This window comes from Kutzneria buriramensis (genome assembly GCF_003387475.1).
In the GTDB taxonomy this organism is placed as follows: domain Bacteria; phylum Actinomycetota; class Actinomycetes; order Mycobacteriales; family Pseudonocardiaceae; genus Kutzneria; species Kutzneria buriramensis.
The window spans coordinates 325,871-341,255 of record NZ_QUNO01000013.1; the positions used below are offsets into that span (position 1 = coordinate 325,871).

Genomic DNA, 15,385 nt, shown 5'->3' on the forward strand with positions numbered 1-15,385 from the left:
CCACGATTCGGCCCTCTGGCGAGTCCGCCAGAGGGCCGAATCCTTACCATGACGCTAGAGACCGAACCAGTACTGCTTCCAGCCCAGAACGCAGTCCGACTGCGCCAACAGCACACCCTTCTGGGTGGCCCATCCCGGAACTTCCACACACCTGTTGCTGTCGAGGTTTATCAACCATTTTGCCCCGGTCGAGTTGGCGCCCGGGTCGAAAGTCTTCCAATGCTGCCTGGAGTCCCCATAGTTGCAGCTCGAGTGCTCAATCAGCGCACCGTTCTCCAACCCGGTCAGAAGGCAATCACCGTTACCCTGATTCTGCAAGAGGAAATCGTCGTCGCCGCTCACCTGAAGTTTCGTGAACAGTTGCGCCGGCGAGCTGTTGCAGTCCCACTGCTGGGCCAGCGAGTTGACCCCCCACATGTCCATGCACTTGCTGCTCCACCTGCTGACAATAGCCCCCCACGCATCAACGACATGCGCCTTGCCCGGCACGGCCCGGTCGGCCGCCGCCGGGATCGACGTCGCGGTTGTCGAGAGCAACACTGCCAGCACGGCCACAACGACCGCGGTGAAATCTCTCCAGCTCTTCCCCATTTTGGCCTTCTTTTGTGTACCTGTCGTAGGACGAGTGGCCTCAGCCTTCACGGCAGCGTGGCGCAGAGTGAACACCGAGTCTCATTGTCAGACAATCTCTCACGGTAGAACCGGAAGAGCCTTGCCATCCACCGTGCGCCCGTATTGCCGCACACCGGCCACATTCGTGGTGATACTCGCGCCACCCGGTCGAGACAAGAGGCAAAGTGTGGCAAAGTGTCGACCTTGACGCCACGTGGCCACACAATTGTTTGTACCTGCAATTGAAAGTCACCAGAACGGTCACCAACGATCTGGCGGCAACCGAAAAAAGGGACAGCTGACCGGCACAGCTCGGCCACCATCACGATTCACTCCCGGACTTGGCATCGGGGGCAAAATTCGCCCTGCCACGCGCGACACTGACCTGCCCTTTTCGGCTCATGCGTCCAAGCCACGTCGCTGGATGCCTGGTGGCCGAAGCCCCTTCCCTGCATCACTTCAGCCCGGGAACGCCCCGGTCAGGCCGTGCTCCAGGGCGAACAGGCCGGCCCCGGTGCGGTTCGAGACGGCGATCTTGGCGTAGATGTGCTCCACGTGGTTGCGCACGGTCTTCTCGCTGATGGACAGCAGCCCGGCGATCTCCCGGTTGGCCCGGCCGGCGGCGACCAGCCGCAGCACCTCGACCTCGCGGCCGGTCAGGCCGGCGGGGAAGGCCTTGCGCTGCCGGACCGGGTGCCCGGCCGCCCGCAACACCGCCTCCACGGCCTGAGCGTCCAATCTGGACTCGCGGGCCTGGCAGCGCAGGATCACGGCGGCCTCGTCGGGGTCGTGCGGGCCCCGGTGCGGCCGTACCTCGGTGAGCGCGTGATACGTGTCGGCGGCGGCGAGCAGCCGGGACAGCGGGGCCAGCGCGGCGCCGGCCGCGCCGAGCGGGTAGCCCGAGCCGTCCAGGCGTTCGTGATGGGCGGCGGCGATGGTGGCGACCTGCTCCAGGCCCGGGACGCGGCGCAGGATCCGGCCGGTGAGGTACGGGTGCAGCCGCACCCGCTCCCACTCGGCCTCCGTCAACGGCCCCGGCTTCTCCCACAACGTGTTGGGCACGCCCATGCGGCCCAGGTCGTGCACGAGCGCCGCTCGCCGAACCAGCCGTACGTCGGTTGCCGGCAGCCCGCAGCCGCGCGCCGCCTCCGCCGTCAGCTCGGCGACGCCCCGCGAGTGCCCGATCGTGAACGGGCACTTGAGGTCGGCGAAATCCCCGATCGCCAGCAGCAGCTCGTCCAGCTCCGGCTCGCTCAGCGTGCCGCCGTTGTCCGGGGCCTGGTCCAGCGCGGCCGTCCACACGTCGTCGTCGAGCAGGCCCTCGAGGTCTGTGGACTCGAACGCCTCCACCACCGCCGGGTCGAACTGGCTGCCGCTGCGGGCCTTCACCATCGACACGGCGCCGTCCGGGCCGTCCTGGCGCAGGAACACCTCCGCGACCTCGGCGAGGTGCACGACCCGCATCTCGATCGGGATCTCGTCGCCGCTGCGGCCGCTGGGCAGTCCGGTGCCGTCGAAGCGCTCGAACGAGAACACCAGCGCGTCGCGGACGGGATCGCCCAGGCCCAGCCGGTCGGCCAGCCGGGCCGCGGAGGCGCAGTGCGAGTGGATCAGGTCGGACAGGCGGCCCTTGATGTGGACGAAGAACGCCGCCGCCGTCAGGCCCCGGCCGACCGGCCCCTGGTCCTGGCCGACGTGCGTGGCGAGCAGCCGCAGGAACGGCAGGCCCTGCCAGTTCACCTGGTACGAGTCGGCGCGGTAGGCGATGTCGTCGCCGAACCACCGGGACAGCTCGTGCGAGTCCGCGTGGCAGCCGATCCAGGCCACCAGGTTCGCGTAGAACGCCGTGCCGCGCTGCGTGTCGTCCAGGCCGAGCCGGTCGGCGAGGCGCGTGGCGATCAGGGCCGAGCGCAGCATGTGCTCCATCGGCTGGCCCAGCCCGAGATCGATGGCCAGCGACAGCGCCGCCAGCACCTCGGCCCGCCGAGGACCCGTCACGTTCCGGTCCCGCCGCGTTCGGTCATGCGCTGTTCGTCGCCGGAGTCACGCCCGTCGTTACGGGCAGGCGTTCAGAACATTCTTCGGATCGAATTTCCCACCCTGGCCCGGGAAGAACCATTCCAGCGACCGATAGGCCGGCTTGCCGTCGCACATTCCCAGGTCGAATGCCTGGACGGTGGCCGGCGCCTCGAAGCCGTGAGCCAGATCGCCACCGGGCGGCGAGTAGAAAGCTGTGCCGGTGCCCATGGCGGTGGCGCCGCCCCACGACTGCCACGTCACATTGTCCACGACGCCCGTCCCGTCGCCGCCATTGTCGATTTGCCCCGGACGGGCGGCGCCGTAGCCCTTCTCGCCGGGCCTCGCGACGCGGCCGAGCACCGGCTGCGCAGCCGGGCTGGTAGCCGAGGTCGTCGTGGCCGCCGTGCCGGTGGTGCTGGTCGTCGTCGCGGCCGTCGTGGTGGTCGTGGGCGCGCTGGTCGTGCTCGTCGGGGCGGAACTGCCGGTCGCCGGCGACGAATCGCACGCGGCTCCGGCGACGGCGACCAGAAACGCGGCCAGACCGAGGCCGGCCACCCGGGCGTTTTTGCGAACGGAATTCATGACGCAATCCCCCACTGCATTTGTCCGGAACGGAATCCCCACATCTCGAAAGACGTGCACGCCCCTGCCGGGTTGACCCACCCACCATGCGTTACCGCTTCGTTACCTTCGGTCGCGACGGCCCGGCCACCAGTCGTTCAAGGTCCGTGCAATGTCCGTGAATGGTCGACCGCACAGCATGGTTCCCGTCAGATCGAGCAAGGGGGAAACATGAGGAGAACACTGGTCGGCCTGTCGGTCGCGCTCGTCGCGCTGGCCACGACGGCGCTCCCGGCGGCGGCGTCCGCGGCTCCGGCCAGGGCCGAGGCGGTCGCGCAGGTGAGTTCGACCGCCTATGCCCTGTCACCCGACTTCAGCGGCGTCTACGAGTACACCGGCAGCGGCGCCGGCTGGAACAAGATCGGCGGCCCCGCGTCGCACCTCTACGCCGGCTACGGCATCGTGCTGGCCACCAACCCGCAGAGCGGCGACGTCTACCGCTACACCGGCAGCGGCCAGAACTGGGAGCGGATCGGCGGCCCGGGACGGACCTTCGCCATCGCGCTGGACCCCGTGCTCGGCGGGGTCGCGATCTACGGCCTGGCGCCGGACGGCAGCGGCGTCTACTCCTGGGCCGGCGGCACCACCTGGAACAAGGTCGGCGGCCCGGCGGCCTGGCTCTACGGCGGCGGCGCCGGGCTGTTCGCCACCAACCCGCAGACCGGCAACATCTACCGGTACAGCTGGGACACCCGCAACGACTGGGACATGGTCGGCGGCCCGGGCAAGGACTTCGCCGTCACCGACGACGGCCTGTACGGCCTGACGCCCAGCGGCAACGCCGTCAACAAGTGGGCCGGCGGCCAGACCTGGGCCCAGGTCGGCGGACCGGCCGGCTGGCTGTACTCCGGCGGCAGCTCCGCGCTGCTGGCCACCGACCCCAAGAGCGGCGACGTCTTCTCCTACAGCGGCGCCGGGCAGCTCTGGTACCACATCGGCGGCCCCGGCGCGGACTTCGAGATCAGCAGCTCCGGCTCGGTCTACGGCCTGGCGCCGAGCAAGAACGCCGTCTACCGGTTCCGCAGCGGCTCGACCTGGGACTTCGTCGGCGGACCGGCCTCCGTGCTGGCCGCGTCCTGACACCGATGCCGGCCCCGGGCGCGACCGGGGCCGGCACTTCCCGAGGAGCCTTCGATGAAACGCGCCCTCTTGCCGCTGGTCGCCGTGCTGCTGGCGGCCGCGCCGGTCGCCGCCAGCGCCGCCGACGACCCCGTGGCATGGACCGCCGCCGGACAGTTCCAGCGGATCTACGACCCGAGCGTCGGCGAGTCGCAGCAGTGGTACGTCAACGACCACACCTTCGTCCGGGCCGACGACGGCACCTGGCACCTGTTCGGCATCACCCATCCCGAGCCGGCCGATCCCGATCACGAGATCCAGTTCGCGCACGCCACCGCGCCGTCGCCGCACGGGCCGTGGACGAAGCAGCCGATGGCTCTCACCGTCGATCCCGGCTACGGCGAGACCCATCTGTGGGCGCCGCACGTGATCCATGTCGGCGCCACGTACTACATGTTCTACGCGGGCGGCGGCGCCAATCCGGCCGACGTCGAGCTGAACCTGGCGACGTCCACGGACCTGGTGCACTGGACCCGGTCGCCGGGCGGCCCGCTGTTCCGGGACGGCCTGGAGGCCCGCGACCCGATGGTCACCCGCATCGGCGACCAGTGGGTGATGTACTACTGCGCCAACGCTTCCCCGTCCGGCGGCGATCCCGTGGTGGCCTACCGGACGTCGACCGACCTCGTGCACTGGAGCGCCCGGACGGTCGCGCTGGCCGGCGGCGGCGCGATGACCGAGTCGCCGTTCGTGGTGCAGCGCGACGGCTGGTGGTACCTGTTCACCGGCCCGCGCGGCTCCTACACCGGCACGGATGTCTTCCGCAGCAAGGATCCGTTCCACTTCCAGATCGGCGACCAGGCCGGGCACATCGCCTCGCACGCCGCGGAGGTCGTCCAGGACGGCGGCCAGTGGTGGGTCAGCACCGCCGGCTGGGGGCAGGGCGGCGTCTATCTGGCCCCGCTGAACTGGCAGGACCATCCGAGCCCGTGGCAGCGGACCCTGTACGCCATGACGCCGGACCGCAGCGCCGTCATGGCGTACGACGGCAAGACCTGGACCAAGATCGGCGGGCCGGCCGGTTCGTTCTACGCCGGCGGCGCCGGACTGTTCGCGACCAATCCGCAGACCGGGGATCTCTACCACTACAACGGTTCCCCGATGAACTGGTCGCGGATCGGCGGCCCCGGCCGGACGTTCGCCGTCAACGACGACGGCGTCTACGGCCTCAGCCCGGACGGCCAGGGTGTCTACCACTGGACGGGCGGCACGAACTGGACCCAGGTCGGCGGCCCCGCCGGCACGCTGTACGCCGGCTCGCACAAGCTGCTCGCCACCAACCCGCAGTCCGGTGATGTCTACCTGTACGCCAACACGCCGAACAGCTGGGAGCGGATCGGTGGCCCCGCAACGACTTTCGCGGTGAGCGACCGCGGCATCTACGAGCTGACCGCGGCCGGTGTGTCCCAGTGGGACGACAGCGGCTGGCGCCAGATCGGCGGCCCGGCCGGCGCGATCGCGGCCGGCAACAACGGCCTGCTCGCCACCAATCCGCAGAGCGGCGACGTCTTTCGGTACGACGGCGCGGCATGGACCCGTATCGGCGGGCCGGGCACGAAGTTCGCGGTCGGCGACGGCGCCGTGTACGGGCTCAACCCCGGCGGCGTGTTCCAGTGGACCGGCGCCGGCTGGCAGGGAGTCGGCGGCCCGGCGGCCGACATCGCCACCGGCAGCTGAATCGAGAAGGTGGGAGGATCCCACCTTTGGGTTGGCGTCGGCCGAAAGGCCGTCGCCAACCCATTGTCCGGACCCGACAACGGGGCCGCCGGCAACCGCCGAGCAGGCGTTTCCGGCGTGACTGTCGTATTGAGGGCATACGCTCGAATGCCGTCAAGAACACTACCTTCGTCGGTTGTTCACGGATCGTCCCAAACCCGATTCTGGTCGCGGTTGAGCACCTTCCACATCCGAACACGGCCCGCCACCCGGGCCGAGTTCGCCCTGCCCGGAGGAGAACACCGCTAATGATCTTGAGACGCCCGCTGGTGCTGCTCACAGCCGGTGTGCTGGCCGCAGCCGTCACCACGGCCGCGGCCGCCCAGGCACAGCCCTCTCCGAACACCGCCCAGAACCCGCTGACCGCCGAGGCGATGGCCGTCAACGCCGCGCAGAGCCTCGTCGCCTCCCGGCCCGCCGCCCTGCACGCCAGCGCCGACGACGCGTTCGTGCAGCATGCCGTGGTCTCCTCCACCAGCGGCCTGAAGTACGTGCCGTACGACCGGACCTACAAGGGCCTGCCGGTCGTCGGCGGCGACTTCGTGGTGGCCACCAACGGGACCGGCCAGGTGCTGAGCACCTCGGTCGCGCAGACCGCCACCATCAACCTCCCCAGCACCACCCCGAAGCTCTCCGCCGCGCAGGCCGAGGCCGTCGCGCGCACGCAGGTGCCCACGGTGGACAGCGTCAGCGCCGCGCAGTTGGTCACCTACGCGCTCGGCACGCCCACGCTGGCCTGGAAGAGCACGGTCGTCGGCAAGAACGCCGAGGGCCCGAGCAAGCTCGACGTCATCGTCGACGCGACGACCGGCAAGGTGCTGCACACCCAGGAGCACGTCCTCTTCGGCGACGGCACCGGCGTGTGGAACGGCCCCGAGCCGCTGCACATCGACACCACCCACTCGGGCAGCACCTTCTCCATGACGGACCCGAACATCTCCAACCTCAGCTGCCAGGACGCCGCGAACAACACCACCTTCACCAAGTCCACGGACTCGTGGGGCAACGGCGACGAGACGAACCGGGAGACCGGCTGCGTCGACTCCCTGTACAGCGTCCAGTCCGAGAACAAGATGCTCTCGCAGTGGCTGGGCCGTAACAGCTTCGACGGCAACGGCGGCGGCTGGCCGATCCGCGTCGGCCTCCAGGACCAGAACGCCTTCTACGACGGCAGCCAGGTCCAGATCGGTGAGAACACGGCCGGCCAGTGGATCGGCGCGATTGACGTGATCGCCCACGAGCACGGCCACGGCATCGACGACCACACCCCGGGCGGCATCTCCGGCAACGGCACGCAGGAGTTCGTGGCCGACGTCTTCGGCGCTTCCACCGAGTGGTTCACCAACGAGGCCGCGCCGTACGCGAAGCCGGACTTCCTGGTCGGCAACCAGGTCAACCTGGTCGGCCAGGGCCCGATCCGCAACATGTACAACCCCTCCGCGCTGGGCGACAAGAACTGCTACGACAGCTCCATCCCCACCACCGAGGTGCACGCCGCCGCCGGCCCCGGCAACCACTGGTTCTACCTGGTCGCCGAGGGCACCAACCCGACCAACGGCCAGCCCACCAGCCCGACCTGCAACAACACCACCATCTCGGGCCTGGGCGTGCAGACCGCGTTGAAGATCTTCTACAACGCCATGCTGCTCAAGACGTCCGGCAGCTCGTACCTGAAGTACCGGACCTGGACGCTGACCGCGGCGAAGAACCTGTTCCCCGGTGACTGCACCGCGTTCAACACCATCAAGGCCGGCTGGGACGCCGTCAGCGTGCCGGCGCAGTCCGGCGACCCGACCTGCTCGGCCACCGGCACCGTCACCGTGTCCAACCCGGGCAACCAGTCCACCACGACCGGCGCGGCAGTCAACCTGCCGCTGACCGCCAGCGGTGGCACCGCCCCGTACACCTGGTCCGCGACCGGCCTGCCGGCCGGCCTGTCGATCAACGCCTCCACCGGCGTCATCTCCGGCACCGCGACGACCGCCGGCAACAGCAGCGTCACCGTGACCGCGACCGACAGCGCCAGCCACAGCGGGTCGGCGTCGTTCTCGTGGACCGTCGGCACCACCGGCGGGTGCAGCGGCCAGAAGCTCGGCAACCCCGGCTTCGAGTCCGGCAACACGGTGTGGACCGCCACCTCGGGCGTGATCGGGCAGAACGGCTCGCAGCAGCCCACCCACGGCGGCACCTGGAACGCCTGGCTGGACGGCTACGGCACCACCCACACCGACTCGCTGGCGCAGTCGGTGGCCATCCCGGCCGGGTGCCACGCCACGCTGACGTTCTGGCTGCACATCGACACCGCCGAGACGACCACCACCACGCAGTTCGACAAGCTGACCGTCACCGGCGGCAGCACCACGCTGGCCACCTACTCCAACCTCAACAAGGCCAGTGGCTACGTGCAGAAGTCGATCGACGTGTCGTCGTTCGCCGGCTCGACCCTCGCGCTGAACTTCACCGGCACCGAGGACAGCTCGCTGCAGACGTCGTTCGTGATCGACGACACCGCGGTGACGCTGAGCTAGTCGAGTAGTCACGGCGGGGAGGACGGTGGTCACGCCGTCCTCCCCGTTTTTCGTGCTAGGTTCGTTTCATGGCGCAACGAAACGAGAGAGCCGAACTGGCAAGGGTGGTCATGGAGCTCATCGACCAGGGCCACCGGAACATCTCCCGGCGCGTCGACCTCACCCGGGCCCGGGTCCTGGGCCTGGTCGCCGAGCACGGTCCCTTGCGCCCCAACGAGATCGCCGCCGCGCTCGACCTGACGGCGTCCGCCACCAGCCGGCACCTCGCCGCGCTGGAGCGGGCCGGCCGGGTCGCCGTCGAGCCCGACCAGTTCGACGCCCGGACCTTCCTCGTCCGGTCGACCTCGGACGGCGAGGCCGAGGTCGACGCCACCGTCCAGGCCGGCGTCGCCGCGTTCACCGCCGTCACCGCCGACTGGTCGGACGAGGACATCGCCACCGCCCGGACGTTGATCGCCCGTCTCAATCAGGCCTGGGCCCAGCGCAACGCCGCGCCGTCCGAGGCCGGACCCCGGTGGCGGCAAGCCCGCCGCCGCTGACCACTTCCCAGGGGGGATTCGCCATGCCAGCAACCATTGTGTGGACCCGGCGGCTGTTCATCGCCGCCGCGGCCCTCGACTTCCTCGCCCTGCTCGCGTTCCTGGCGGTGTACCTGTTCAGCCGCGCCACCATCGTCGAGTGGGTGACGACTTCGCCCGCCTTCGCCGCCCAGGCCCGCCACGACGGTGTCGACGCCACCGTCACCTACGCCACGGTGTCCGTCAGCGTCGTGCACCTCGTGATCACTGTGCTGTTCCTGTGGCTCGCCTTCGCCCTGCGCCGTCGAATCCTGGCCACGGTGCTGCTCGTCGTCACGACGATCGTGGACGCCTTCGTCGCCACCACGCCCGTCGGCGGCGTCGTGCAGCAGGTGGTGATGGCCGTCGCCGTCCTCGTGAAGGTCGCGGCGCTGGTGCTGTTGTGGCGGTCACCGCGCCATCGCAAGGACCTGGCCCCAAGTGAGAGCTCGTCCCTCGGCGAATAGGCGCTCGAACGTGTCCGGACCGGCCGGTCACCGGGCCCGACAGACACAGCTCCACACGCGCCCCCGTGAGTCGCCCTCACAGTCAGGCCAGCGGATCGGCCGCTGCCGTTCGACGCGCCAGATGAACCGTGAGATCGGCGACGATGTTCACCGCCTCGGGCAGGACGTGCAGGATTCGGTCGTAAACCTGTTCCCGCTGCGGCGCCGGCAATTCGAGGTAGGCCGAGATGGTGGAGAGATGGCCGACATAGTCGTCGGCGCTCAGCGTTAAGCGCCGTTCGATCACGGTCTGCCGGACGTCGGTGAACCATTCCGACCGTTCGAGCTCCGTGCCCGGCCACTGCATCGGATTTCCCGCCGGTGTCCCGTCCGGCGACGGAACCTCGTCGTTCGCCAGGAACTGCGCCCGAGCCGCGCGTGCAGCTTCCTCCACCACCGGGTCCGCCAGCCGGACGGGTCCGCCGCAGGAGGCAAACACGCCACCCGGTTCCAGCAGCGCGGCCATGCGCGACCACCGGCCGTCCGGCTTCGTCCAGTGCAGCGCCGCCGCCGCGTAGACCAGCCCGTAGCGCTCGTCCGGCCGCAGGTCCTCAAAGGCGGCCCGCACGGTCTTGACGTCTGCCGGCACGTGCTTGCGCAGTTCGTCGAGCATGGCCCCGTCGGGCTCGGTCGCGGTGACCGCAATGCCCCGTTCCGCGAACAGCCGCGTCGCTTTCCCCGTTCCAGCACCGATTTCGAGCGCCGTTCGAATCGGCCGGCCCGCGTACGTCAGCACCGTGTCGACGAGTTCGGCGGGATAATCGGGCCGGAACCGTTCGTATGCCTCAGCCACTGCCCCGAAACTCAGCGCACGATCAGTCACGCCGAGCATCCTGGCATCGTCCGCGCCGTCAGTGCTCGCCATTTTGGGCGGCGCGGATGGCCGCCGCGCCGGATTCGGCGAGCCAGTCGCCGAGGGTTCGCAGGCCTGGGTGGATCACGCGCAGCGCCTCGATGTCGGCGTGCCAGCGGTGACCGTCCTGCGCGCGCTTCTTGTACTCCAGGACAACCGGGCTGGCCGCCGCCGCCTCGTCGTCGCTGAGCTGGCGGTAGCGGACAGGCACGCCGGTGGCCTCGGTGATCATGGCCGCGGCCTCGACCGGCGTGGGCTGGTCGCCGGCCAGTTCCAGCGTTCGCCCGGCGAAGCGGTCCGGGTCCGCGAGGGCCATCGCCGCGAAGTCCGCGATGTCCTCGAGGGCGATGATCTGCATCGGCTCGTCCGGCGCGAACACGTGCCGGTGCACGCCGTCGACGATGCCTTCGAAGCCGGCCATGCCCCCGACCAGGTAGTTCGTCATGAACCGGACCGGCCGCAGCACGGTGGGGCGGGCGACGCGCTCGTGCAGGTACCGCTCGATCTCCGCCTTCCCGACCGCGCTCTGCGCCGTCGTCGACGTCGAGGCGACCGTGCTGAACACCACCTGCTCGATGCCCGCCGCGACCGCCGCGTCGATCACCGCCCGCCCGCGGGCCGCTTCCCGTTCCCCGTCGAGCCCGTTCGGTCCGAAGGCCACCGGCGGAATCGCGAACACCGCCGTCGCGCCGTCGAACGCCGCCGTCAGGCTCCCCGGGTCGTCGAGGTCTCCCTGCCTGAGCTCCACGCCGGCCGCCGCGAGCGCTCGCGCCTGGTCGGTCGTGGTGTCGCGTACCACCGCTCGCACCGGGCGCTGGTCGGCCAGCAGCCGTCGTGCCGTGGCCCCGCCCTGCCTGCCGGTCGCGCCGAGGATCAGCGTTGTCATGGTGTCCGCTCCCGTGTCGGTGGATACTGAAACGGAATGCTCGACCCGTTTCCCCGGCACCGACAAGGATTTCGTGACATGACCGCCACCGCCGAGCGCGCCGATTCCCGCCGCAACCGGGAGATCGTGCTGCGCACCGCCGCCCGGTTGTTCGCCGAGGACGGTCCCGACGTGACGCTGAGCCGCATCGCCCAGCGCGCCGGCGTCGGCGCCGGCACCGTTCATCGGCACTTTCCCAGCAAGGAGATCCTCGTCGAGGCCGTCCTCGCCGAGCACGTGGAGAGCCTGGCCGCCGCCGCCGATCGCTGGGCCGCTCACGCCGCCCCCGGCGACGCCGTCTACGGCCTGTTGCTGGAGGTGATCGAGAAGTCCGCCGGCCGCCAGCCGTTGTGCGACGTGCTCACCGCCGACCGCGGCTGGCCCCGCACCCACCTCGCCGGCTCGGTCGTCCGCTTCCGCGACGCCCTGGACCGCCTGCTGGGCAACGCCCAGCGTGCCGGCGCCATCCGCTCCGACGTCCAGGTCGACGACCTCTGCGCCCTGACCGTCGGCGCCGCCACCCTCGTCGCCGCCCACCGGAACCGCTCCCGCGCCACCCGCCTCGTCCGCCTCCTGCTCGACAGCCTTCGCGTCACGGAATCCCCCGTTTTTCGTGACTCCGTCTCGACCCGCCGTCACGAAACCGCCCACTGCGTCGAGTGCGGCACCCGCCTCCACGTTCACCCCACCGGCCGTCCCGCCCGCTACTGCGGTCCCACCTGCCGTCAACGCGCCCGCCGCCGTCGCACCGCCGGCTAGGGCCCGACCTTGGGCGTCGCTCGCCCGTGGCTGTGCAGGTACGGCTCGCCGCTCGGCAGCGTGTAGAACACCACGGAGGCCCAGCCGATGTGCCCGGGTTCCCGGCACACGAACACGTTCTCGCGAACGGGCAGCAGATCGAGCTCGGTCACCGGCTCGGGATAGAGCGCGGCGAGCGGCCCGGTCACGGTGGTGCGGAGCCGAACACCGCTCTCCCCCTGGAAGACCTCCAACCGCTCGCTGGCCCGTTCATACGTGCCGAAGTGGCGCGTGGCGTCCACGTCCGGCGGCGCAACGGGCGGTTCGAGGGGCTGCGGCACGGCGATGTCGGCGAGTTCGGCGAAGATCTCGGTGAACAGCTCGACGTACAGGTCACGGGCGTTGCCACCGTTCGCCAACAGCGTGACGGCCAGCCCCGGCTCGGGCACGATCCGCAGGAACGAGGACTGCCCGATGGTGTTGCCGTCGTGGCCGATGACCTGCCCGCCGTCCCACTCGAAGCGCATCCAGCCGAGACCCCACGAATCGGCCAGCCCGTACTTGTTGGGCACATCAACCTCGTGCTCGGTCATCGCCTTGACGGACGCCTCGCTGAGCAGGCCACCGCCGCCGGCCAGGTGCATGCGCGCGAAAGCCAGCACATCGGCGGTGGTGGAGACGATCAACCCGGCCGGGCCGAGCGAGCGCGTCAGCCCCCAGGCCAGTGCGGGCCGGGTCTCCTCCTCGACGGTCTGGTGGCCGACGGCGGGGCGCAGCATCAGGGCCTCCTCGGGCAGGGTGACGGTGTGCGTCAACCCCAGCGGCTCGATCAGGCGCTCCCGGAGGGCGTCGTCCCAGGTCTTGCCGGTGAGCTTCTCGATCACGCGCCCGACCAGCACGAATCCGGCGTTGCAGTACGAAAAGGTGACGCCCAGCGGGTGGTTCTGCGCGGCCTGGTCGAGCTGCTCGACGTACCGCGCCACGCAGTCGTCGCCGCGGCCGGTGTCGGTGAGCACGTCGCCGTCGATGCCGCTGGTGTGGGTGAGCAGGTGCCGCAGCGTCACGTGCTTGGCGACATCGGGGTCGGACAGCCGCAGCTCCGGCAGCACATCGGCGATCGGCGCGTCCAGTTCGATCAGGCCCTCGTCGACGAGCTGCATCGCCAGGGTGGTGGTCCACACCTTGGTGATCGACCCGATCTGGAAGACGGAGTCGTCGGTGACGGCGATCTCGGTGGCCGTGCTCAGCACGCCGGCGCTGACACTCACGACCTCGTCGGTGTCGAGGCGAAGGATGCCCAGCGCCGCACCGGGAACGCCGTGCTTGCGGGCCAACTCGGCGAGCCGCTGCCGCCAGTGCTCGGCCCGGATCGACGGCGTCTGCGTCACCCAGTCGAGGATCCGCTGGTTGTAGTCGGCACGGTGCGACGGCCGCCCGCCGAGGATGAACATGTGGGCAGCGCCGGGGTAGACCACGAGTTCGCTGCGGACGCCACGCTCGTGCAGGGCGGTGAACCACTGCTCGGCCTGCCCGACGGGGCACCGCTCGTCGGAACCGCCTTGCAGCACCAGTGTCGGCGTGCGAACATCGTCCACTCGGGACAGTGGTGACGCCTCGTTGCTGGAGAATCCCGCCCGTGCGAGGTAGTGGCCGGCGTCGGAGGTGCCGGCCATGCTGGTCGCGTCGGCGACGATGCCGCCGGCGACGGCCACGGCGAACCGGTTGTCGCGGCTGGTCAGGTAGCACGTCATGAAGCCGCCGTAGCTGTAGCCGGCGACGGCCAGGCGGTTCGGGTCCGCCACACCGGAGGCCACGAGTTCGTCCAGGGGCTCGAGGAAGTGCTTCGCGTCGACGAGTCCCCACTGGCCGAGGGTGGCGGTGTAGAAGGCCTCGCCGTAGCCGTCGCTGGCGGGCGGGTTGAGCAGCAGCACGGCCCAGCCGCGCGAAGCCAGAACCTGGTGGTACAGGTGGACGCTGTCGGCGGCGGCGTTCCATGCGTTGTGCGGGCCGCCGTGAATGTCCAGCAGCAGCGGCAGAGGACCCTGCCGCGAGGGATCGCGAAGTAACCAGCCGTGCACGACGGTGCCGTCGGAGACGGTGAATTCCCTTTCCTCATGGGAGAACAGTTCGACGTCGAGGGAGTGCTCCGTCAGCACGGTGATCCCGCCGTCGAGGTCGACGGTGGCGATCTCCCCGTACGAATCAGCAGTCGCCAGCACGATCGCGATCTTGTCGCCGGCGATGTCCACACCGGACACGACATTGCCGGCTCCGCCGACCACCACACGGGCAGCGCCGTCCCAGGCGTACAAGTGCGAGCAGCCACGATCCCGAACGCAGAACAGCACGGTGTCGCCGATGGTTTGCGGCAGCGCGCCGGGATACCCCGGCCCACCCGGCATCACGTTGCGGTCCAAGGCCTTCACCAGATCGCCGACCTCGCCGCCGTCGAGCGGAACGCGCAGCAGACCCTGATGCCCGATGGCCGTGTCGGTGCGACCGACCACGAGCAGCGCCTCGCCGTCGGCGGTCCAGGCGACGGGACCGGCCTGGCCGTCGCCACTGCCGACCAACCTGGGCTCGCCGCCGGGCTCCACCACGTAGGCGGCGGACCGAAAAGTCCTGGCGGCATCGGGATCCTGCGCGGCGGAGAACGCCAGCAGCTTCCCGTCAGGCGACCACGCCGGATCGCTCGCGTGCCAATCGCCGTAGGTGACCTGCGAGACCTTCCCGGTGGCGATGTCGAGCACGTGCAGGTGCCGCCGTTTCGTGCCGAACAGACCGACACCGTCGAACTTGTACCCGAGCCGGTCGATCGCCACCGGCGCGGCCTCCCGGCCATCGGGATCCACCGTCGCCGCGAAGGCGATCCGACCGCCGTCCGGGCTCCACACCGGGGCACCGGCGCCATGCGGTAACGTCGTGACCCGCTCCGGCTCGCCGGACGCCGGCAGCAGCCACACCTGCGCCGGCCCGTCCTCGGCCCGCAGGAAGGCGATCCGAGTGCCGTCCGGCGACCACGCCGGCGACGAATCGGAAACACCGCGGGTCAGTCGCCGCGGCTGTCTCCCGCCGGTCTCGATCTGCCAGAGCTGACTGACGTTCCGGTCCGCCTCACGGTCGGCGGTGGTCAGCACGTACACGATCCGGCCGCCGTCCGGCGAGATCGCCGGCTGCGACGGCAGAGACAT

12 protein-coding genes are annotated in these 15,385 nt (G+C 70.2%); 6 read left to right on the forward strand and 6 right to left on the reverse strand.

The features are described 5' to 3' along the window. Positions 1-54: 54 nt before the first annotated feature. The 3 genes from BCF44_RS35230 to BCF44_RS55895 all read right to left on the reverse strand — a co-directional run bounded on the left by BCF44_RS35230 (position 55) and on the right by BCF44_RS55895 (position 3,255). Complete coding sequence (locus tag BCF44_RS35230; protein WP_147328748.1) at positions 55-666, reverse strand: RICIN domain-containing protein; 612 nt, start codon at positions 664-666, stop codon at positions 55-57. A 405-nt stretch (positions 667-1,071) separates the two neighbouring features. Further along, a complete protein-coding gene (locus BCF44_RS35235) occupies positions 1,072-2,610 on the reverse strand; it encodes an HD domain-containing phosphohydrolase (RefSeq protein WP_281283174.1) in 1,539 nt (512 codons plus the stop codon). A gap of 57 nt (positions 2,611-2,667) precedes the next feature. Further along, complete coding sequence (locus BCF44_RS55895; RefSeq protein WP_170217910.1) at positions 2,668-3,255, reverse strand: hypothetical protein; 588 nt, start codon at positions 3,253-3,255, stop codon at positions 2,668-2,670. 168 nt (positions 3,256-3,423) lie between these two features. Between BCF44_RS55895 and BCF44_RS35245 the strand changes: the two genes are divergently transcribed. The 5 genes from BCF44_RS35245 (at position 3,424) to BCF44_RS35265 (ending at position 9,639) form a co-directional block, all read left to right on the forward strand. Further along, positions 3,424-4,332 (forward strand): hypothetical protein, encoded by a 909-nt coding sequence (locus BCF44_RS35245; protein WP_116178758.1) that lies wholly within the window; start codon positions 3,424-3,426, stop codon positions 4,330-4,332. Positions 4,333-4,386: 54 nt separating this feature from the next. Then, positions 4,387-6,048, forward strand: coding sequence for a glycosyl hydrolase family 32 (locus BCF44_RS35250; protein ID WP_116178759.1), 1,662 nt, complete (start codon positions 4,387-4,389; stop codon positions 6,046-6,048). A gap of 287 nt (positions 6,049-6,335) precedes the next feature. Then, positions 6,336-8,615, forward strand: a complete 2,280-nt coding sequence (locus BCF44_RS35255; protein ID WP_246015932.1) for a M4 family metallopeptidase — start codon at positions 6,336-6,338, stop codon at positions 8,613-8,615. A 68-nt stretch (positions 8,616-8,683) separates the two neighbouring features. Then, a complete protein-coding gene (locus BCF44_RS35260) occupies positions 8,684-9,154 on the forward strand; it encodes a MarR family winged helix-turn-helix transcriptional regulator (RefSeq protein ID WP_116178760.1) in 471 nt (156 codons plus the stop codon). A gap of 23 nt (positions 9,155-9,177) precedes the next feature. Next, a complete protein-coding gene (locus BCF44_RS35265; RefSeq protein WP_147328749.1) occupies positions 9,178-9,639 on the forward strand; it encodes a hypothetical protein in 462 nt (153 codons plus the stop codon). A gap of 82 nt (positions 9,640-9,721) precedes the next feature. Here BCF44_RS35265 and BCF44_RS35270 read toward each other — a convergent pair whose 3' ends face one another. Both BCF44_RS35270 and BCF44_RS35275 read right to left on the reverse strand, forming a co-directional pair. Continuing rightward, positions 9,722-10,510 (reverse strand): class I SAM-dependent methyltransferase, encoded by a 789-nt coding sequence (locus BCF44_RS35270; protein ID WP_211353350.1) that lies wholly within the window; start codon positions 10,508-10,510, stop codon positions 9,722-9,724. Positions 10,511-10,529: 19 nt separating this feature from the next. Continuing rightward, positions 10,530-11,417, reverse strand: a complete 888-nt coding sequence (locus tag BCF44_RS35275) for an NmrA/HSCARG family protein (RefSeq protein WP_116178762.1) — start codon at positions 11,415-11,417, stop codon at positions 10,530-10,532. A gap of 78 nt (positions 11,418-11,495) precedes the next feature. Here BCF44_RS35275 and BCF44_RS35280 point away from each other — a divergent pair, with 78 nt between their 5' ends. Next, positions 11,496-12,215 carry a TetR/AcrR family transcriptional regulator gene (locus tag BCF44_RS35280; protein ID WP_116178763.1) on the forward strand — a complete coding sequence of 240 codons (720 nt, stop codon included), beginning with the start codon at positions 11,496-11,498 and terminating at the stop codon, positions 12,213-12,215. On the opposite strand, the gene BCF44_RS35285 is transcribed toward BCF44_RS35280, so the two are convergent. Next, positions 12,212-15,385, reverse strand: a complete 3,174-nt coding sequence (locus BCF44_RS35285; protein WP_116178847.1) for a serine hydrolase — start codon at positions 15,383-15,385, stop codon at positions 12,212-12,214. The two genes, BCF44_RS35280 and BCF44_RS35285, sit on opposite strands and share 4 nt — an antisense overlap.